18 protein-coding genes are annotated in these 17,967 nt (G+C 64.2%); 11 read left to right on the plus strand and 7 right to left on the minus strand.

The window, feature by feature from the left end; translation table 11 throughout:
• The first annotated feature begins 91 nt into the window (after positions 1-91).
• The 4 genes from uvrD (at position 92) to BLS75_RS23950 (ending at position 4,433) form a co-directional block, all read left to right on the plus strand.
• A complete protein-coding gene (gene uvrD / locus BLS75_RS23935) occupies positions 92-2,275 on the plus strand; it encodes a DNA helicase II (RefSeq protein WP_011064327.1) in 2,184 nt (727 codons plus the stop codon).
• 117 nt (positions 2,276-2,392) lie between these two features.
• The gene (locus BLS75_RS23940) at positions 2,393-2,833 is read left to right on the plus strand and encodes an EamA family transporter (RefSeq protein ID WP_047290249.1); all 441 of its coding nucleotides are present in this window, start codon (positions 2,393-2,395) and stop codon (positions 2,831-2,833) included.
• A 180-nt stretch (positions 2,834-3,013) separates the two neighbouring features.
• On the plus strand, positions 3,014-3,889 hold the full coding sequence (locus BLS75_RS23945) for a Tim44 domain-containing protein (RefSeq protein ID WP_011064329.1): 876 nt from the start codon (positions 3,014-3,016) through the stop codon (positions 3,887-3,889).
• Between the two features lie 136 nt (positions 3,890-4,025).
• Entirely contained in the window at positions 4,026-4,433 is a 408-nt protein-coding gene (locus BLS75_RS23950; protein WP_011064330.1) for an SMI1/KNR4 family protein, read from the plus strand.
• 71 nt (positions 4,434-4,504) lie between these two features.
• Here BLS75_RS23950 and BLS75_RS23955 read toward each other — a convergent pair whose 3' ends face one another.
• Positions 4,505-6,268 carry a cation:proton antiporter gene (locus BLS75_RS23955; RefSeq protein ID WP_011064331.1) on the minus strand — a complete coding sequence of 588 codons (1,764 nt, stop codon included), beginning with the start codon at positions 6,266-6,268 and terminating at the stop codon, positions 4,505-4,507.
• Positions 6,269-6,557: 289 nt separating this feature from the next.
• Here BLS75_RS23955 and BLS75_RS23960 point away from each other — a divergent pair, with 289 nt between their 5' ends.
• Together BLS75_RS23960 and BLS75_RS23965 are read left to right on the plus strand one after the other, a co-directional pair.
• Positions 6,558-7,043: an acyl-CoA thioesterase gene (locus BLS75_RS23960; RefSeq protein ID WP_011064332.1), complete on the plus strand. Its 486-nt coding sequence runs from the start codon at positions 6,558-6,560 to the stop codon at positions 7,041-7,043.
• Positions 7,044-7,297: 254 nt separating this feature from the next.
• Positions 7,298-8,710 carry an APC family permease gene (locus BLS75_RS23965; RefSeq protein WP_072451903.1) on the plus strand — a complete coding sequence of 471 codons (1,413 nt, stop codon included), beginning with the start codon at positions 7,298-7,300 and terminating at the stop codon, positions 8,708-8,710.
• Positions 8,711-8,717: 7 nt separating this feature from the next.
• Here the strand turns inward: BLS75_RS23965 and pdxY are convergent, their stop codons facing one another.
• Positions 8,718-9,590, minus strand: a complete 873-nt coding sequence (gene pdxY / locus BLS75_RS23970) for a pyridoxal kinase PdxY (RefSeq protein WP_015637539.1) — start codon at positions 9,588-9,590, stop codon at positions 8,718-8,720.
• A 117-nt stretch (positions 9,591-9,707) separates the two neighbouring features.
• On the opposite strand from pdxY, the gene BLS75_RS23975 reads away from it, so the two are divergent.
• Positions 9,708-10,100, plus strand: coding sequence for a DUF3301 domain-containing protein (locus BLS75_RS23975; protein ID WP_015637540.1), 393 nt, complete (start codon positions 9,708-9,710; stop codon positions 10,098-10,100).
• A 23-nt stretch (positions 10,101-10,123) separates the two neighbouring features.
• Here BLS75_RS23975 and BLS75_RS23980 read toward each other — a convergent pair whose 3' ends face one another.
• From BLS75_RS23980 to dksA, 4 genes are all read right to left on the minus strand, one after another.
• A complete protein-coding gene (locus BLS75_RS23980; RefSeq protein ID WP_072451904.1) occupies positions 10,124-11,086 on the minus strand; it encodes a CobW family GTP-binding protein in 963 nt (320 codons plus the stop codon).
• Positions 11,087-11,231: 145 nt separating this feature from the next.
• Entirely contained in the window at positions 11,232-11,933 is a 702-nt protein-coding gene (locus BLS75_RS23985; protein ID WP_072451905.1) for a DUF1826 domain-containing protein, read from the minus strand.
• Complete coding sequence (zigA, locus tag BLS75_RS23990; RefSeq protein WP_072451906.1) at positions 11,933-13,141, minus strand: zinc metallochaperone GTPase ZigA; 1,209 nt, start codon at positions 13,139-13,141, stop codon at positions 11,933-11,935. Before zigA ends, BLS75_RS23985 begins: the two co-directional genes overlap by 1 nt.
• A gap of 30 nt (positions 13,142-13,171) precedes the next feature.
• On the minus strand, positions 13,172-13,576 hold the full coding sequence (gene dksA, locus BLS75_RS23995; protein ID WP_011064339.1) for an RNA polymerase-binding protein DksA: 405 nt from the start codon (positions 13,574-13,576) through the stop codon (positions 13,172-13,174).
• 121 nt (positions 13,577-13,697) lie between these two features.
• Here dksA and BLS75_RS24000 point away from each other — a divergent pair, with 121 nt between their 5' ends.
• Positions 13,698-14,075 (plus strand): glutamine synthetase, encoded by a 378-nt coding sequence (locus BLS75_RS24000; RefSeq protein WP_072451907.1) that lies wholly within the window; start codon positions 13,698-13,700, stop codon positions 14,073-14,075.
• Between the two features lie 109 nt (positions 14,076-14,184).
• Here the strand turns inward: BLS75_RS24000 and BLS75_RS24005 are convergent, their stop codons facing one another.
• The gene (locus BLS75_RS24005; protein ID WP_072451908.1) at positions 14,185-15,408 is read right to left on the minus strand and encodes an N-acetylmuramoyl-L-alanine amidase; all 1,224 of its coding nucleotides are present in this window, start codon (positions 15,406-15,408) and stop codon (positions 14,185-14,187) included.
• A gap of 129 nt (positions 15,409-15,537) precedes the next feature.
• On the opposite strand from BLS75_RS24005, the gene folE2 reads away from it, so the two are divergent.
• From folE2 to BLS75_RS24020, 3 genes are read left to right on the plus strand one after another with little or no spacing between them, the layout of a single operon-like run.
• Positions 15,538-16,431 (plus strand): GTP cyclohydrolase FolE2, encoded by an 894-nt coding sequence (folE2, locus tag BLS75_RS24010; RefSeq protein ID WP_015637546.1) that lies wholly within the window; start codon positions 15,538-15,540, stop codon positions 16,429-16,431.
• Positions 16,431-17,096, plus strand: a complete 666-nt coding sequence (locus BLS75_RS24015) for a metal ABC transporter ATP-binding protein (protein WP_015637547.1) — start codon at positions 16,431-16,433, stop codon at positions 17,094-17,096. Before folE2 ends, BLS75_RS24015 begins: the two co-directional genes overlap by 1 nt.
• The gene (locus tag BLS75_RS24020; protein ID WP_041120481.1) at positions 17,096-17,962 is read left to right on the plus strand and encodes a metal ABC transporter permease; all 867 of its coding nucleotides are present in this window, start codon (positions 17,096-17,098) and stop codon (positions 17,960-17,962) included. Before BLS75_RS24015 ends, BLS75_RS24020 begins: the two co-directional genes overlap by 1 nt.
• Positions 17,963-17,967 lie beyond the last annotated feature (5 nt).

The raw sequence follows: 17,967 nt of genomic DNA on the forward strand, positions 1-17,967 counted from the left end.
CTGTGACCAACCGGTCGTCATCGGCGGCTGTTTTATCGGCTAATGCAAAGCCGGGTTTGCCCGGGGTGGCGCCGCCCCCTAGAATGCCCCGATGCGCGATGATCTCTCCCTCCTGTTGAACTCCCTCAACGACGCCCAACGCCAGGCCGTAGCCGCCTCCGTGGGTCGTCAGTTGGTCCTGGCCGGTGCTGGCTCCGGCAAAACCCGTGTGCTGGTGCACCGTATCGCCTGGTTGATCCAGGTCGAGAACGCCTCACCCCACTCGATCCTGTCGGTGACCTTCACCAACAAGGCCGCAGCCGAGATGCGCCACCGCATCGAACAACTGCTGGGCATCAACCCGGCAGGCATGTGGGTCGGCACCTTCCACGGCCTGGCCCACCGCCTGCTGCGGGCCCACTGGCAGGAAGCGGGGCTAAGCCAGACCTTCCAGATCCTCGACAGCGACGACCAGCAACGCCTGGTCAAGCGGGTGATCCGCGAGCTGGGCCTGGACGAACAGCGCTGGCCGGCCCGCCAGGCCCAGTGGTTCATCAACGGGCAGAAGGACGAAGGCCTGCGCCCGCAACATATCCAGGCCAGCGGCGACCTGTTCCTGGCCACCATGCGCGGCATCTATGAGGCCTACGAGGCCGCTTGCCAGCGTGCCGGGGTCATCGACTTCTCCGAACTGCTGCTGCGCGCCCTGGACCTGTGGCGCGACCACCCGGGTTTGCTGGCGCACTACCAGAAGCGTTTCCGCCACGTGCTGGTGGACGAGTTCCAGGACACCAACGCCGTGCAATACGCCTGGCTGCGGTTACTGGCCCAGGGTGGCGACAGCCTGATGGTGGTGGGCGACGACGACCAGTCGATCTATGGCTGGCGCGGGGCGAAAATCGAGAACATCCACCAGTACTCCGCCGACTTCCCGGACACCGAAGTGATCCGCCTGGAGCAGAACTACCGCTCTACTGCCGGCATCCTCAAGGCTGCCAACGCCCTGATCGCCAACAACACCGGGCGCCTGGGCAAGGAGCTGTGGACCGACGGCGGCGACGGTGAAGCCATCAACCTGTATGCCGCCTTCAACGAGCACGATGAAGCCCGCTATGTAGTGGAAACCATCGAGAGCGCGCTGAAGACCGGCCTGGCCCGCAGCGACATCGCCATTCTCTACCGCTCCAACGCCCAGTCCCGGGTGCTGGAAGAAGCCTTGCTGCGCGAACGCATTCCGTACCGCATCTATGGCGGCCAGCGCTTCTTCGAGCGGGCGGAAATCAAGAACGCCATGGCTTACCTGCGCCTCCTGGAAGGCCGTGGCAACGACGCAGCCCTGGAACGGGTGATCAACGTGCCAGCCCGGGGCATCGGCGAGAAGACCGTCGAAGCCATCCGCGAGCATGCGCGCCACAGCGATGTATCGATGTGGGAAGCCATGCGCCAGCTGGTGGCCAATAAAGGCCTGACCGGGCGCGCTGCAGGTGCGCTGGGGGCCTTTATCGAACTGATCGAAAACCTCGCCGCCAAGACCCTGGAAATGCCCCTGCACCTGATGACCCAGACCGTCATCGAGCAGTCGGGTCTGATTGCCTACCACGAAGCGGAAAAAGGCGAAAAAGGCCAGGCCCGGGTGGAAAACCTCGAGGAACTGGTGAGCGCCGCGCGCAACTTCGAGAACACCGAAGAGGATGAAGACCTGACGCCCCTGGCGGCATTCCTCGGCCACGCTTCCCTGGAAGCCGGCGATACCCAGGCCGACGAGCATGAAGACAGCGTGCAACTGATGACCCTGCACAGCGCCAAGGGTCTGGAGTTCCCCTACGTGTTCCTGGTGGGCATGGAAGAAGGCCTGTTCCCCCACAAGATGAGCCTGGAAGAACCCGGCCGCCTTGAGGAAGAACGCCGGCTGGCGTATGTGGGCATCACCCGGGCCATGCAGAACCTGGTGATGACCTACGCGGAAACCCGACGCCTGTACGGCAGCGAAACCTACAACAAGGTGTCGCGTTTCGTGCGCGAGGTGCCCAAGGGGCTGATTCAGGAAGTGCGGCTGTCCAACAGCGTCAGCCGGCCTTTCGGCGGCGGCCAGTCACAAAGTACCAGCAGCCTGTTCGGCGGCAGCGAAATCCCGGACACCGGCCTGAGCCTCGGCCAGGCGGTACGGCACTCGGTGTTCGGCGACGGGGTGATCCTCAATTTCGAGGGCGCCGGCGCCCAGGCCCGGGTCCAGGTCAACTTCAGCGAAGGCAGCAAGTGGCTGATGCTCGGCTATGCCAAGCTGGAAGCCATCTAACCCCACCCGACCGTAGGAGCCGGCGTGCCGGCGAATCTCACTGGCGAAGGCCGGCACCAAGGCTTCTTCGCCGGCAAGCCGGCTCCTACAGCTCAGTGCAGAAAGGGAAGCGCGAACATGGGCTCAGGCTTTTTTTCCTCCTGGACATTCTGGGCCCTGTTGTCGGCAACTTTCGCCGCGTTGACGGCGATCTTCGCCAAAGTCGGGATAGAAAACGTCAATTCAGACTTCGCCACCCTGCTGCGTACCGTGGTGGTTCTTGTCAGCCTGGCCTTGATTTTGTACGCAACGGGCCAATATCAGTCCCTGGGATCGATTTCTCCCAAAAGCTACCTGTTCCTGCTGCTGTCCGGGCTGGCCACGGGCGCATCCTGGCTGTGCTATTTCCGCGCCTTGAAACTCGGCCCCGCTTCATTGGTGGCGCCGGTGGACAAGCTCAGCGTGGTGTTCGTCGCGATCATCGGCGTGTGCCTGCTGGGAGAGAAGCTCGACCTGCGGCAGTGGAGCGGAATCGGCTTGATCACCGCAGGTGTGGTGCTACTGGCACTGCGCCGCTAACGGCTTTCGGGTTGAACCAGAGCCAGGTCCGCGGGGACCAAAAACCTATCGGCGAGCATGACGCCTGGCGAAGCTGAACCGAGGCTGTCAGGCAAAAGCCCGAAACATTATGCCGCTCGCCACTGACACTTCACCTGTGCAATATGGCGCGCGTGCCATCCACAAATGGGAACCCCCTTTATGAAACGTTTTCTTAGCATCGCCATGGCGCTGTGCATCGGCCTGACGATGAGCCTCGACGCCAACGCCAAGCGCTTTGGTGGCGGCAAAAGCGTCGGCGCTGCCCCGACCCACCAAACCCGCCAGGCGGCGCCAACCGCTCCGGGCGCTCCCGCCGCTGCAGCCACCGCGGGCGCAGCCGGTGCCGCGGGCGCTGCTGCCAAGGCCGGCGGTGCTTCGCGCTGGCTCGGCCCTCTGGCCGGCATCGCAGCCGGTGGCCTGCTGGCCTCCATGTTCATGGGCGGCGGCTTCCAGGGCATGCAGATCTTCGACATCCTGATCATGGCGGTCATCGCCTTCGTGATCTTCCGCTTCATCGCCGCTCGTCGCCGCAAGCAGCAGGAGCAATACGCTCCAGCCGGCCACGCGCCGATGCAGCGCGAAGCCTTCGAGCCCCAGCAGCCTGCCGGCGGTTCGATCTTCGGTGGTTCGCCAGCGCCTGCCGCGCGTCCGGTAATCAACGCACCGGCCTGGTTCAATGAAGAGCGCTTCATTGAAGCGGCGCGCAGCCACTTCCAGTCCCTGCAGCAACACTGGGACGCCAACGAAATGGACAAGATCGCCGAGTTCGTGACCCCACAGATGCTGCAGTTCCTGAAACAGGAACGTGCCGATCTGGGCGACGGCTTCCAGTCGACCTACATCGACAACCTGCAAGTGCAGCTCGAAGGTGTGGATGACCGTGCCGACAAGACTATCGCCACCCTGACCTTCAGCGGTGTGTCGAAGACCTCGCGCTTCGACCAGGGCGAAGTGTTCAGCGAAAGCTGGAACATGGAACGCGCCCAGGGCGACAACCAGCCATGGCTGGTAGCAGGTATCCGCCAGAACGGCTGATTCATTCTGCTGTCACAGCTGTAAGGCAAAACCCCGACTCAGGTCGGGGTTTTGCATTTCACGATTGCACTTATAGCGAGCTACTGTATAAACCGCCGTCAAACAACCGCGCCATAGAGCTAAGAGGACCCAGGCCGTGGAAGAAGTCATCGAACAACTCCGGGAAGCCAACGAACCGGTACCCGTCCCCCTGGAACTGCCGGACGAAGACCAACTGGTGGAAATTGAAGAACAGCTGTTCATCAATATCCCGTTCGTCTTCAAGGAGTTCCTGTTGACGGTCAGCGACGTGGTTTACGGCAGCCTGGAACCTGTGACCGTCACCGATCCGCAATCCCATACCTACCTGCCGGAAGTGGCTGCGACCGCCTGGGACATGGGCGTGCCGCGCGAGCTGATCCCGATCTGCCAGGACGGCGACGATTACTACTGCGTCGAGGAAGACGGCACCGTGGTGCTGTGGTCCGGCGAAGAAGAGCTGATCACCGAAGAATCCTGGGAATCGGTGTGGCACTGGGCGCGGGACGTCTGGCTGGAAAGCTGAGACGCCGCCGCGGCGGCGTGCACCGCGGCGACTGAAACAGCTCGCCGGCGCCCTGCCGGCGAGCGGCAAGGTCAATGCCCACTGTTGTCCTTGCTGTGGTCGAAGGTTTCGATCAGCGCCACCTGCATCCGCGTATGCACACGGATGAACCAGCGCCACAGGACTGCGGCCACCGCCGCCGCCACTACGGCGATCAACACCAGCAGTTCCAGGGTCGGCAGGATGCTCGACGAGAGCGCCGCCAGCAGCAGGAAAATCACCAGCAGCGACAGGATCGGGATCACCTCGGCGATCACCCGACGCACTCGCTGGGTATGGCGCCCGGCCATTTCCGGCTTGACCCCCATCTCCGCCAGCAACATCGACAGTGCCTTGAGCTTGCGATAGGCAGCAATCAGGAACGGCAGCGAAAGCAGCAGCGCCCCGCCCCAGATCAAGGCTTTCTGCCAGCTTGGCTCACTGACCCAATCTTCCAGGTAGGTGCCAATGCGCTTGGCGAAATAGCCACCGGAAAAGAAGATCGCCACCACCAGCGCCAGGTTCACCCCCACTTGCAGCAGGATCTTACGGATCATCGTCGCCAGCAGCGCACCCTCGCCCTGGGGCTGGATGCTGCGCAACCACTCGCCATACATGCCCAGTACCCGGCTCAGGCGCTTGGGCAGGACCCCTGCCAGCTTCAGCGATAGCGGGTCCGCGGCACGGATCAGGTAGGGCGTGAGCAAGGTGGTGATGGCGGACACCGCCACCGCTACCGGGTAGAGGAAGTCGCTGGTGACCTGCAGGGTCATGCCCAGTGCGGCGATGATGAAGGAAAATTCGCCAATCTGTGACAGGCCCATGCCTACCCGCAGTGAGGTGCGTCCATCATTGCCGGCGATAAAGGCCCCCATGCCGCAGGACAGCATCTTGCCCAGCACCACCGCCACCGTGATCACGGCAATCGGCCAGGCGTATTGCAGGAGGATCTGCGGGTCGATCATCAGGCCGATGGCGACGAAGAAGATTGCGCTGAACAGGTCGCGAACCGGTTCGATCAGCCGCTCGATCTTCAGCAACTGGCGGGACTCGGCCATGATCGCACCGATCAGGAAGGCCCCCAGGACCATGCTGTACTCCAGTTTGACCACCAGCAGGCAGAAGCCGAAACACAGCCCCAGCACGGTGATCAGCAGCATCTCGTTGCTGTCGAACCTGGCCACGTAGGCCAGCAGGCGCGGCACCAGCAGGATGCCGATCACCAGCGCCACGATCATGAACAGCGAAAGCTTGCCGACGGTGGAGAACACCTCGCCGGAACTCACCGTACCGCTGACCGCGATGCTCGACAGCAAGGCGATGATGCCGATGCCGAGGATGTCCTCGACGATCAGTACGCCGAAGATCAGCTGGGCGAAGCGCTCGTTCTTCATCTTCAGGTCATTGAGCGCCTTGACGATGATGGTGGTGGAGGAAATGGCCAGGATCGCCCCGAGGAACAGCGAATCCATGGTGCTCCAGCCGAACCAGCGGCCGATCTCGTAGCCGATCCAGATCATCAGGACGATTTCCAGGAACGCCGCGATAAAGGCCGTGGCCCCGACCTTGAACAGCTTGCGCAGGCTGAATTCCAGCCCCAGGCAAAACATCAGGAAAATCACCCCCAGCTCGGCCAGGGTCTTGATGGTCTGTTCGTCGTGGATCAGCCCGAAAGGCGGAGTGTGAGGGCCGATGATGAAGCCGGCGACTATGTAGCCCAGCACGACAGGCTGCTTGAGGCGATGGAAGAGGATGGTCACCACGCCTGCGACCAGCATGATCACGGCCAGGTCCTGAATGAAGCTGATGGCATGCATGGCCGGGGCTCTCCTTGGAATGCTGGGCGGGGGTGATCGCCTAAAAAGAATGTTCTGATCAGTAGAAGGAAATATCCAAAATAAAAGCGGAAAATGCCCTGGAACGGGTGTTTTGCAGGTTAACACCGCGACTTCCGGCAGGAAGGCGGTGCAATATTAGGAAACAGATCCACCAGGGCGTGACGACGTGGCCCGGCCCGGCGTCCCGTTATCGATGGTTTGAAAACCCTTTGGAGCCAGCACCCGCAGAGGTGCTCCAGCAACCCCTGCCCAGAACCGTGAGCGTGCTATGGAACCCGGAAACGCCCAACTGTCGATGACGGTATTGATGACCCCTGACATGGCCAATTTCTCTGGCAATGTCCACGGCGGCACCTTGCTCAAGTACCTCGATGAAGTCGCCTATGCCTGCGCCAGCCGTTACGCCGGCCGCTACGTGGTGACCCTGTCGGTGGACCAGGTGATCTTCCGCGAGCCGATCCATGTCGGCGAGCTGGTGACCTTCCTGGCCTCGGTCAACTACACCGGCAACACCTCCATGGAGGTGGGCATCAAGGTGGTCACCGAGAATATCCGCGAGCGTTCGGTGCGCCACACCAACAGCTGCTTCTTCACCATGGTGGCGGTGGACGACCAGCGCAAGCCGGCCCAGGTGCCGCCGCTGCAGCCGGAAACCGCCGACGGCAAGCGACGCTTTATCCAGGCCCGGCAGCGCCGGCAGATCCGCCAGGAACTGGAACAGCGCTACCGGGAAATCAAGGCCGACGGCCCTTGATGCTCAAGCTGCACCGCTGATTCAGCAGGGCCACGGACGGTCATCCCCCCTCCAGAGCTTCCGGCGCTGCGCCGCCACACTCCAACACCCGCCAGCAGGCTTCTGCGGTCATCCCGAATGGCCAGATCCATCCCTTTTTGACCACATCGAGAGTTATGCCCCCAGGGCACCGCTGCCAGAATCGAAGGGCAAGGCACAAACGCACTCCCCGCCCGGGGAGCCTTCGAGCCAACGAACGCGTGAGAACAATAAAAATGCCCAGCGCCAATGCTCTTTCCAGCAGCCCCCCTGCGTCCGCCCATCACGCCAGCCTCGATGGCGGCTTCACCCACAGTGCCCAGGGCACCTCGCTGCGACGCATCCTCGGCCTGCCGGCCCTGGTGTTCTTCGGCCTGGTGTACATGGTCCCGCTGACCGTCTTCACCACTTACGGCGTGGTCACCCAACTCACCGGCGGGCGCACCGCCGCAGCCTATGTGATCACCCTGCTGGCGATGATCTTCACCGCCCTTTCCTATAGCGTAATGGTCAAGAAATACCCCATTGCCGGCTCAGCCTATTCCTACGCCAGCCTCAGTTTCGGCCCGGGCATCGGCTTCCTTGCCGGCTGGTCGCTGCTGCTGGATTACCTGTTCCTGCCGATGATCAATTACCTCGTGATCGGCCTGTTCCTCAACCTGGCCTTCCCCGCCGTGCCCGCCTGGGTCTTCGTGGTGGCGACCATCAGCCTGGTGACGCTGCTGAACATCCGCGGCATCGGCTCGGTATCGAGCATGAGCAACCTGATCGTCTGCGCGCAGATGGTCTTTGTGGTGGTGTTCGTGGCCCTGGTGGTCCGCCAGTTGGCAGGGGCCGAGAACCTGGACCTGAGCGCACCCTGGGTCGGCGATGGCAGCCAGGATGGGCTGTTGCCGCTGATGGCGGGGGCCGCGGTGCTGTGCCTGTCGTTCCTGGGCTTTGACGCGGTGTCGACCCTGGCCGAGGAAACCCGCGACCCGCGCCGGGACATCCCCCGGGCAATCGTCATCACCACCCTGGGCGCCGGCCTGCTGTTCATCCTGCTGGCCATGACCAGCCAGCTGGCGTTCCCCGGCAGCAGTTTCAAGGACGCCGACTCGGCGGCCAGCGAGGTCATGCTGCACGCCGGCGGACGCTTCCTGGAGATGTTCTTCACCGCCACCTATGTCGCCGGCGCCGCCGGTTCGGCCCTGGCATCCCAGGCCTCGGTATCGCGCATTCTGTTCAGCATGGGCCGTGACGGCATCCTGCCACGTCGGGTGTTCGGTACCCTGTCCGAGCGCTACAAGACCCCGGTGGTGGCCATTGTCCTGGTGTCGCTGGTGTCATTGCTGGCGGTGGTCATCGACCTCACCACCCTGGCGTCGATGATCAGCTTCGGTGCACTGGTGGCGTTCTCGGTGGTCAACCTGGCGGTGATCAAGAGTCACCTGGGCCAGGGCCAACTGCGCAGCACCGCACGGCTGTTGCAGTACGGCCTGCTGCCGTTGATCGGCTTTGCCCTGATCGCCTGGCTGTGGACCAGCCTTTCGGCCCTGACCCTGGGCATCGGCCTGGCCTGGTTCGCCCTGGGCCTGCTGTACCTGGGCATACACACCCGGGGCTTTCGCCAGCCCGCGCCGACCGTGCAGTTTTCCGAGCAGGCCTGAGCCCGCCTCAGAAGCCGATCGGCGTGGCCTCGAAGCGCACCCGTGGGTGGGCGATGCGGTCCTGGGCGCGCACCAGCTCCAGCTCGTAACTGGCGCAGGCCTGGGTTTCCAGCAGTACTTCATGCACCGCCGCGGCGGTGAATTCGAAGGCCGCCACCAGGCTGTCCCCCAACAATACCCGGGCCAGGAACAGGCCTGAGGTCAGGTCGCCCACCCCCACCGGCTGGCGCGGGAACGCCAGTAATGGACGGCGCAGGTGCCAGCTGCCATCAGCGGTCACCAGCAGCATCTCGAAACCGTCCGCCAGCTTGCCCGGGTAGTCCAGGTGCTTGACCAGCACCGCCCTGGGGCCCTTGTCCAGCAGCGACCGGGCCATGCCCAGGCAGTCGAACAGCGATTGCGGCTTGCGCCCGCAAAAGCTGTCCAGCTCCAGCTGGTTGGGGCAGAGAAAATCCGCCATGGCCACGGCCTCGTCCAGCAGGAAGTCACTGACTTCAGCCGGCACGCTGCAGCCCTTCTCCGGGTGGCCCATCACCGGGTCACACAGGTACAAGGCCTTGGGATTGACCGCCTTGATCCGCGCCACACCGCTGAGGATCGCCCGGCCCTGGGCCGCGCTGCCCAGGTAGCCGGACAGCACCGCGTCGCAGTTGCCCAGCTCACCGATGGCGGCAATGCCTTCCACCAGCTCGGGAATCTGCTGTGGCGCCAGCACTTCCCCGGCCCACTGACCATACTGAGTGTGGTTGGAGAACTGCACCGTATTCAGCGGCCAGACATTCACCCCAACCCGCTGCATGGGGAATACCGCGGCACTGTTGCCGGCGTGGCCGAAAACCACATGGGACTGGATCGCAAGCAGGTGGGGCGTACGTTTCATGCAGGATTTTCCATAAAACCGGTGGAATTCAAGCCGCGCAGTATGCGACTAAACGCAGCCTGTACGACAGACCGGAGTCGCAGTTAAGCTGACGCCACCTCGTTGGAGCAAACCTTCATGCTGACCCTTGGAAACATCTTTGTGCTGATGCTGCTGGCAACCGCTGCTGCCTGGCTGTGGCACAACCACGGCCTGCGCGAACGGGCCCTGGAGCGGGTCAAGCAGCACTGCGCGCGGCTCGACATCGAGTTGCTGGACGGTAACGTGGCGCTCAAGCGCATCGGTTTCGTCAAGGATGGCAATGGCCGGCGGCGCCTGGCGCGGGTCTACAACTTCGAGTTCACCGTGACCGGCGAAACCCGTCATGCCGGGACCATCACCCAGTTCGGCGCCCACAGCGCCCATATCGAGCTGGCGCCCTACCCGTTCGAAGCCAAGGAGCCCCTGCCCAGTGCCGAGGTGATCGAGCTGAGCCAGTGGCGCGAGGAACATCGCAAGTTCAAGCCGTAAGAGTGGCGTGCACGCCGTTTTTCCTACAGGCGACAGGCATCGAGACTGGCCTGCAGGACGGCAATGTCCTGAGGGCTACTGAAGATCAGTTCCAGGCGCGAATCCCGGCGCCATTCGCTGGGCAGCCAGTTCAGCGGTGAATTATCCAGCCCGTTGCCCGACCGCCAGCCTTGATCACTGTGGAGCACCAGCTTGGCCCGGCGCCAGTCGAGGTTCTGCAGCCAGTGCTCGACCCGGACCAGATCGAACTGTTGGCTGGGGTGCCAGCGCCAGCCGATGCTCCAGCCATCCTCCTGGGACTTGCTGAGGCAGATCGGCAGCGCCGGATCGCTCCACACGGCCGGCAACTGGGCCAGGCCCTGGGGAATGCCCGACTGCTCCAGGGCCGCTTCGGCGCTGGCTCCCAGGCCCGGCAGCTCGGCCAGGGGCAAGGCGGCATGGCGGGTCCAGAACAAGGGAAGGTCCGGCAATTGCTCCAGCACCCGCAACCTGTCGCTGTCGCTGAGCAGTTCGTCCTTGTTCAGTACCAGCAGGCCGGCGCTGGGCAGCGCATCCTGCTGCGCCCGGGGCAACGGCTTGCCAGCGGCCAGCGCCTGGGCATCCAGCACCAGCACGCAGGGTTGCACCGCCAGCACGCCCTTCCAGGGCGCTTCATTCAACTGCTTGAGCAATTGGGCCGGGTGGCCGAGGCCGGAGGGCTCGATAAGCAGGCGGTCCGGCCGGGCCTTGCGCAACAGGCGGCCCAGGCCCACCTGGAACGGTGCACCGTTGACGCAGCACAGGCAGCCGCCGGCCACTTCGCCCAGGGCGATGCCATCTTCGTCGCGGGTCAGCAAGGCCGCGTCCAGGCCGATCTGGCCAAACTCGTTGATCAGCACCGCCCAGCGCTCGGCGGCCGGGCGCTGGCTCAGCAGATGGCGGATCAGGCTGGTCTTGCCGGCGCCCAGGGGGCCGGCGATCACGTGGGTGGGGATGTTCTGCAGCATGGGAAGGGGTCCGGAAAACCTGTGAGGTGATGCTACGCCCTTCCCGCCCTGGGCGAAAATCCGCTCGATTCGACGCTGCTCTTGGGAGCGCTGAAGGTCCTGCGGAGCTTCGCCCAGGCTCGGCAAGCGGCTGCACGGGCCTAGGTCAGCCCAGCCAATCGAGGGTGAGGATCAGCCGGCGTGCCCCTGGCGCTGGCTGCGGCGAGCGGTGGATCAGGCCAAAGCCTTCGTTGCCGTGCCATTTCTCGCCCTTGAACAGCGCCACGTCGCCGCTGGCGATCTGCTGGATCTGTGCCGGGTCCCGTGGTTCGCCCTCGGCCTGGCCCAGTTTCCTGCGGTCCATGGCGCCTTCGCGCAGCCATTGGCTGCCGGCTCCGGCGTAGGTGGTAATCAGCCGCACCGGTACATGGTCCACGTGAAACCGCGGGCACATGGGCTTGTCCAGGACCCGCAGGCGCAGCCCGACGCGCCTGGCCCCGAGCAGGCAGGCAAAAGCGCTGACCAACCAGGCAACATCGGCGATAAAGCCTTCATAACCCTGCAGATCACTGAACCCCGAAGCCAGGCCGCGCAGATTGGGTTGCGCGTCTTCGTCGGGCAGCTCCAGGGACAGGGATTCGGCCAGCGGCTGGTCCAGGGACAGCAGCAACTCGGCGAAGTCGGCGATGTGGGCCGGCAACTGCCGCTGCCAGAGGCCGAGATTGACCTCATCCTCCAGCACCTGGGCGAGCACCGCCGGGGTGCTGCCGATGGCCTGGCGGCGAGAGACCGGCGCGGTCACGCTCGGCAGCAGCAGCCATCTGGGCGGATTGGCCAGTGGAGTCACCGGCAAGTTCAGGGTCAGCATCAGGCCGCTTCCTCGTCATGCCAGGGGCCAAAGGGATCGTTCAGCAGGCTCCAGCCCTCGACGCCGAGGGCCATTTCATCGTCATCCAGCAGGCACAGGTCGAGCTCCGCGCAAAGCCGGGTGAAGTCGATGTTCTGGCCGATGAACACCAGTTCCTGGCGGCAATCGCCGGTGGCCGCGGTCCAGTTGTGCATGATCGCCGCGGTGCCTTCTTCGTCCTGGGGCCAGTGCTGCTTGGGCACGAAGCGCCACCAGCGCCCGGCAAAGCCATGGCGCATCAGGCCACCGGCCTGGGACCAGCTACCGGCTTCCTGATACTTGCTGGCCAGCCAGAAGAAGCCCTTGGAGCGCAGCAGCTTGCCGTTGACCCAGGGCCGGTTGATGAAGTCGAAGAAGCGCTGGGGATGGAACGGCCGCCGCGCCCGGTAGGCGGTGGAAGCGATGCCGTACTCCTCGGTTTCCGGCACATGCTCGCCGCGCAACTCCCGCAGCCAGCCCGGAGCCTGGGCCGCGCGCTCGAAATCGAAGCGCCCGGTGTTGAGGATCTTCGCCAGCGGCACCTGGCCCATGACCATGGGCACGATCTCGGCCTGGGCATTGAGGCTCTTGAGGATGGCCAGCAGTTCCTGGCGCTGGTCGCTGCTGATCAGGTCGATCTTGCTGACCAGGATCACGTCGGCGAACTCCACCTGTTCGATCAGCAGGTCGCTGATTGAACGTTCATCGTCTTCGCCCAGGGTTTCGCCCCGGGAAGCCAGGCTGTGCGCGGCCTGGTAGTCCAGCAGGAAATTCATGCCGTCGACCACCGTGACCATGGTGTCGAGCCGCGCGATATCCGCCAGGCTCTGGCCGGATTCATCGCGAAAGGTGAAGGTTTCCGCCACTGGCAGCGGCTCGGAAATCCCGGTGGATTCGATCAGCAGGTAATCGAAGCGCCCGTCGCGGGCCAGCTTGCCCACTTCCACCAGCAGGTCTTCGCGCAGGGTGCAGCAGATGCAGCCGTTGCTCATTTCCACCAGCTTTTCTTCGGCGCGATTGAGGCTGACATCGCGCTGCACTTCGCTGCCATCGATGTTGATTTCGCTCATGTCGTTGACGATCACCGCCACCCGCAGGTGGTCGCGGTTGCGCAGGATGTGATTGAGCAAGGTGCTTTTGCCGGCGCCGAGAAAGCCGGACAGCACGGTAACGGGGAGACGGTCGGTCATGGGTTGTTCCTCATCAGGATCGCGGCTGGGTCAAAGCGCCCGTTGATGGCGTTCGCGCAGCTCTTGGCGTTCTTTGGCTTCGATACACAGGGTGGCGGTGGGCCGCAGCAGCAGGCGCTTGAGGCCGATGGGCTCGCCGGTGTCGCGGCACCAGCCGTATTCGCCACGGGCCAGGCGCTCCAGGGCTTCGTCGATCTTGTCCAGAAGCTTCTTTTCCCGCTCCAGCAGGCGCAGTTGCCACTGGCGCTGCTCTTCGGCACTGCCAATGTCGGCGGGGTCGCTGTGGGGTTCCTGCTCGCGCAGCTGGTCGAACTCGCCGGCAATGCGCTCCTGCAGATCACTGCGCTGGGCCAGCAGCAGCTGGCGAAAGAAGCCCTGCTGGGCTTCGTTCATGTAGTGCGTCTCGGGTTGGGCGAGAAGGTCTTGTTCAGTCATGGCGAGTCACGGGTCAGGCTGTGTTTTTATGTTATATTATAACAACACAAATTAGCCAACCTTCCCTTGCCGCCCACGACGAAGGGCGCGATGCTGCGCCCCTGTCGTCACGAGAATCGCCATGCGCCCTGTCCTGCCCATCCTGCTTTCAGGCCTGTTGCTGCTGGCTGGTCACGCCAGCGCGGCGGTGCCCAGTACCCTGGCCACCTGCACCCGCAGCGCCACCTTGCTGGCCTGCGTCGACCCGCTGGGCAACGCCTACAGCGTCGCCACGGCCGGCAGCACCACCTACCTGCGCGGCTTCGAGGTGATCGGCAAGCGCTATTGGGCGCAGACCAACAGCCGCTACGGGCAGCTGACGTTCTTCACCGGCCTGGCCTCCGACGGCGAGGCCTGGGTGGGCTACAGCCAGCGCGTGGGCTGGACCACACGCAACCGCTTTTCCAGCTCCGGCGGTAGCCGCGGGCAGTTCACCTGCAGCCGCATCAGCGGCTGCTAGCTCCCTTTCCCGTACCGCCTGCGTAGGAGCTGGCTTGCCAGCGAAGACATCCTCAGCCACCCCATTCACCGGCCTCTTCGCCGGCAAGCCGGCTCCTGCAGGTCGGCGTTCAGGCGGGGCGGTTGTTCTTGGTTTCCTGGAGCCAGGCCATGTAGCTGTTAACCGGTGGGTTTTTCTCGAAGTAGCGCTGCAGGCCGTTGAACAGGCCATCGGCAATCGCCTGCTGGTGGCGCGCGGTGACCAGGCGCTGGCTGTCGCGGCTGTTGGAGATGAAGCCGGTTTCCACCAGGATCGACGGCACGTCCGGTGACTTGAGCACCGCAAAACCGGCCTGTTCCACACGCTTCTGATGCAGGGTGGTAATGCCCGACAGGCTCTGCAGCACAGTCCCGCCCAATTGCAGGCTGGCGGCGATGGTGGCGTTCATCGACATGTCGACAATCACCCCCGCCAGCATCGGATCCTTGTCCTTGAGGTTGAGCAACGTCGTCGCCCCCAGCAGGTCGGCGCCGTTTTCCCGCTGGGCCATCAAGCGCGCGGTGGCCGAGGTGGCGCCACCTTCGGACAGGGCGTACACCGATGCGCCGGATGCGGTCAGCCGCGGCGCGGCATCGGCGTGCACCGAGATGAACATGTCGGCCTGGTGCTTGCGGGCAATCTCCACGCGTTTGCGCAGCGGCACGAAAAAATCATCGTTGCGCACCAGCTTCACGTCGAAACCCTTCTCGCGCTTGAGCCGCTTGGCCAGCAGGCGGGCGATGGCCAGCACCACATCCTTCTCCCGTTCGCCCCTGGCCCCCACGGCGCCCGGGTCCTTGCCGCCATGGCCGGGGTCTACTACCACGATGATGTCGCGCTTGGGATGGGGCTTGCCTGTCGTGGCCTCGGGCTTGGCCAGCGGCGCGGCGGCCGCAGCGATCGGCAGGGGCAGCCTGGTGGCATTGGACAGATCCAGCACCAGCCGATGGCCCTGGCCATCCTGGGGCGGCAGGAGAAAACTGTGGAGCTGCACCGGCTCGCGCAGGTCGAGGACGATCCGCGTATCGCCCTGGCCGAAGTGCCCGGAACGAATGGCGCGGATCACCGTGTTGGCCAGGGCCAGCTGGCTGAAATCACCGCTCAGGCGCGCGCCGTTCAGGTCGATGATCAAGCGCTCCGGGGCACTCAAGCTGAAGGTCTTGTATTGCACCGGGCCGCTCAGATCGAGCACCAGCCGCAACTTTTCTGCGTCCTTCCACAATCGTGCGTTGCGAATCTGCGCGGCGCGGACACTCCAGGGAAACATCAGGGCCGTACCGGCCAACAGCAGGTTGAGCAATTGACGTCTGTGCATGGCAAATACCGCGAAAAAAGGAGCGTCCCTACTCACAAGACAAGATAAACAACCGTCGAGGAAAAATTTCCCATCGAACGTATTGTTATAATATAACATGTGAAATCACTTCCCACGACGGACCTGTTCATGAACGCGCTGACTCTGCCGGATATCGCCGCGCAGGCCTCACGCCAAGCCTTGCCCCTGGAATGGGTGGGCATGTGCGGCATTGCCTTACCTGTAGTGATCAACAACCAGCCAAGCGCAGCCAAGGCCGATGCCGGTGTCAGCCTCGACGATGGCGAGGCCCGGGGCATTCACATGTCGCGCTTGTATCTGGCCCTGGAAATGCTGGAACAGGAGAACCTCACCCCCGCTCTGCTCCGGCGGATCTTGCAGCGCTTTCTCGATAGCCATGAAGGCCTGGCCCACAGCGCCTACCTGCGCATTCAGTTGGATCTGCTGTTGAAACGCCCGGCCTTGGTCAGCCCGTTGGCCGGCTGGAAAAGCTACCCGCTGAGTATCGAAGCGCGGCTGAAAAACGCGATGTTCCACGTGGAACTAAAAATCGACGTGCCTTATTCCTCCACTTGCCCCTGTTCGGCGGCGCTGGCGCGGCAGTTGATCCAGCAGCAGTTCATCGAAGATTTTGCCAACCGGCCGTTGCAACACGCCGACGTCCTGGCCTGGCTGGGATCGCCCCAGGGCATCGTCGCGACGCCCCATAGCCAGCGCAGCAACGCGGCATTGCATCTGCGCCTGGATGATTTCATCGACGAACTGCCGTTGATTGCCCTGATCAACGATGCGGAAAACGCCCTGGGCACCGCCGTGCAAACCGCGGTCAAGCGTGCCGACGAGCAGGCCTTCGCCCTGGCCAACGGGCAGAACCTGATGTTTTGCGAAGACGCCGCCCGCCGCTTGAACCTAGCCCTGCGCCGTTCCCCCGGAATCAACGCCTTTCAATTGCGGGTCGTGCACGCCGAAAGCCTGCATGCCCATGACGCCGTGGCCGAAAGCCGCTGGAACTGGGAGGCCTGATGATCCGCTGCGAACACCTGCGTTGGGGCGCTCCGGGGCAACCCCTGACTCCAGCCCTGGATCTGCACCTGCCCAGGGCCAGCCTGAGCGCGATCATTGGCGCCAACGGGTCGGGCAAGAGCAGCTTGTTGAAAGTCATCGCCGGGCTGCAGAAACCACTCGCGGGCAAGATCCACCTCGGCACTGCCCGAGGCGGCTTGTCCTTCTTGCCGCAGCAGCAACACCTGGATCGACAGTTCCCCATCAGCCTGGAAGAACTGGTGGCCGGCGGCTTCTGGGGCAAGCGTGAACCGGCCAGGGTCAGGGCAGAAAAGCTGCGCACGGTCCTCGAAGACTGGTGCCTGAGCGGCCTGGAAAAGCGCCCGTTGATGGCCCTTTCCGGTGGTGAATTACAACGTGCCCTGCTCGCCCGATTGAGCCTGACCGAAGCCCCCTTGCTGCTGTTGGACGAGCCCCATGCCGCCCTCGACGAAACCGGCCAGGCCCTGCTCTGGCGTCACTTGTACAACTGGCACGCTCAGGGCCGGACCCTGGTGGTGGTCTGCCATGACCTGGCCGCCGTGCGCCAGCACATCCCCCAGACCCTGCTGGTAAAAAGCAGTGGCTGCGTATTCGGCCCCAGCCTGGAGCTGATCGCCCCACAATCCTGCGCGCAGGTGGCTTGATGCACTTCGCCGCACATTTCTGGCAGCCGTTCAGCGAATTCATGTTCATGCGCCGGGCCCTGCTCGGCGGCCTGCTGCTGGCCTGCAGCACCGCGCCCTTGGGGGTGTTCCTGATCTTGCGGCGCATGAGCCTGATCGGTGACGCCGTGGCCCACGGCATTCTCCCGGGCGCCGCCCTGGGCTTCTGGTTCGCCGGGCTCAGCCTGCCGGCGCTGACCCTGGGCGGCCTCGGTGCCGGGTTGGGCATGGCCGGGCTGGCCGCCTGGATCACCCGGCGCACCGGCCTGCGGGAAGACGCCAGCATCGCCGCCATCTACCCCATTTCCCTGGCCAGCGGCGTGCTGATCCTCGGGCTGGCGGGCAAGCGCCTGGACCTCTTGCACCTGCTGTTCGGCTCGGCCCTGGCGGTGGATGGCCCGACCCTGAACGGCATGCTGCTGGTCTCGCTCTTCAGCCTGCTGGCCATGGCGCTGATCTACAAAGCCCTGCTGCTGGACACCCTCGACCCGCTGTTCCTGCACAGCGTCAGCCGCCTCGGCCCCCTGGCCCACGGCCTGTTCCTGACCCTGGTGGTGCTCAACCTGGTGATAGGTTTCCAGGCCATCGGCGCGCTGATGGTGGTGGGCCTGATGATGCTGCCGGCCGCCGCCTCGCGTTTCTGGAGCCGACGCCTGCCCGCCCTGATCGGCATCGCCGCGCTGTTTGGCTGCCTTTCGGTGTGGCTCGGCCTGCTGCTGTCGTTCCACTACTCGCTGCCCAGCGGCCCGGCCATCGTGCTGGTGGCCGGCGGCCTGTACCTGCTGTCCGTGGTGTTCGGTCCGGTGCACGGCTTGCTGCACCGCCCACCTTTGCTCACATCCCCATGAGGTGT

The organism is Pseudomonas sp. NFPP12, from assembly GCF_900103205.1.
Classification (GTDB): domain Bacteria; phylum Pseudomonadota; class Gammaproteobacteria; order Pseudomonadales; family Pseudomonadaceae; genus Aquipseudomonas; species Aquipseudomonas protegens.

What these genes read in the sequence shown, in the direction of transcription:
- BLS75_RS23960 (WP_011064332.1), top strand. Translation starts at nt 6,558, where the DNA reads ATGGAACCCGGAAACGCCCAACTGTCGATGACGGTATTGATGACCCCT.
- BLS75_RS23980 (WP_072451904.1), bottom strand. Translation starts at nt 11,086, where the DNA reads ATGCTGCAGAACATCCCCACCCACGTGATCGCCGGCCCCCTGGGCGCC.
- BLS75_RS23965 (WP_072451903.1), top strand. Translation starts at nt 7,298, where the DNA reads ATGCCCAGCGCCAATGCTCTTTCCAGCAGCCCCCCTGCGTCCGCCCAT.
- BLS75_RS24015 (WP_015637547.1), top strand. Translation starts at nt 16,431, where the DNA reads ATGATCCGCTGCGAACACCTGCGTTGGGGCGCTCCGGGGCAACCCCTG.
- folE2 (WP_015637546.1), top strand. Translation starts at nt 15,538, where the DNA reads ATGAACGCGCTGACTCTGCCGGATATCGCCGCGCAGGCCTCACGCCAA.
- dksA (WP_011064339.1), bottom strand. Translation starts at nt 13,576, where the DNA reads ATGACTGAACAAGACCTTCTCGCCCAACCCGAGACGCACTACATGAAC.
- BLS75_RS23985 (WP_072451905.1), bottom strand. Translation starts at nt 11,933, where the DNA reads ATGCTGACCCTGAACTTGCCGGTGACTCCACTGGCCAATCCGCCCAGA.
- BLS75_RS24000 (WP_072451907.1), top strand. Translation starts at nt 13,698, where the DNA reads ATGCGCCCTGTCCTGCCCATCCTGCTTTCAGGCCTGTTGCTGCTGGCT.
- BLS75_RS23940 (WP_047290249.1), top strand. Translation starts at nt 2,393, where the DNA reads ATGGGCTCAGGCTTTTTTTCCTCCTGGACATTCTGGGCCCTGTTGTCG.
- BLS75_RS24020 (WP_041120481.1), top strand. Translation starts at nt 17,096, where the DNA reads ATGCACTTCGCCGCACATTTCTGGCAGCCGTTCAGCGAATTCATGTTC.
- BLS75_RS23975 (WP_015637540.1), top strand. Translation starts at nt 9,708, where the DNA reads ATGCTGACCCTTGGAAACATCTTTGTGCTGATGCTGCTGGCAACCGCT.
- BLS75_RS23955 (WP_011064331.1), bottom strand. Translation starts at nt 6,268, where the DNA reads ATGCATGCCATCAGCTTCATTCAGGACCTGGCCGTGATCATGCTGGTC.
- BLS75_RS23945 (WP_011064329.1), top strand. Translation starts at nt 3,014, where the DNA reads ATGAAACGTTTTCTTAGCATCGCCATGGCGCTGTGCATCGGCCTGACG.
- uvrD (WP_011064327.1), top strand. Translation starts at nt 92, where the DNA reads ATGCGCGATGATCTCTCCCTCCTGTTGAACTCCCTCAACGACGCCCAA.
- BLS75_RS24005 (WP_072451908.1), bottom strand. Translation starts at nt 15,408, where the DNA reads ATGCACAGACGTCAATTGCTCAACCTGCTGTTGGCCGGTACGGCCCTG.
- pdxY (WP_015637539.1), bottom strand. Translation starts at nt 9,590, where the DNA reads ATGAAACGTACGCCCCACCTGCTTGCGATCCAGTCCCATGTGGTTTTC.
- zigA (WP_072451906.1), bottom strand. Translation starts at nt 13,141, where the DNA reads ATGACCGACCGTCTCCCCGTTACCGTGCTGTCCGGCTTTCTCGGCGCC.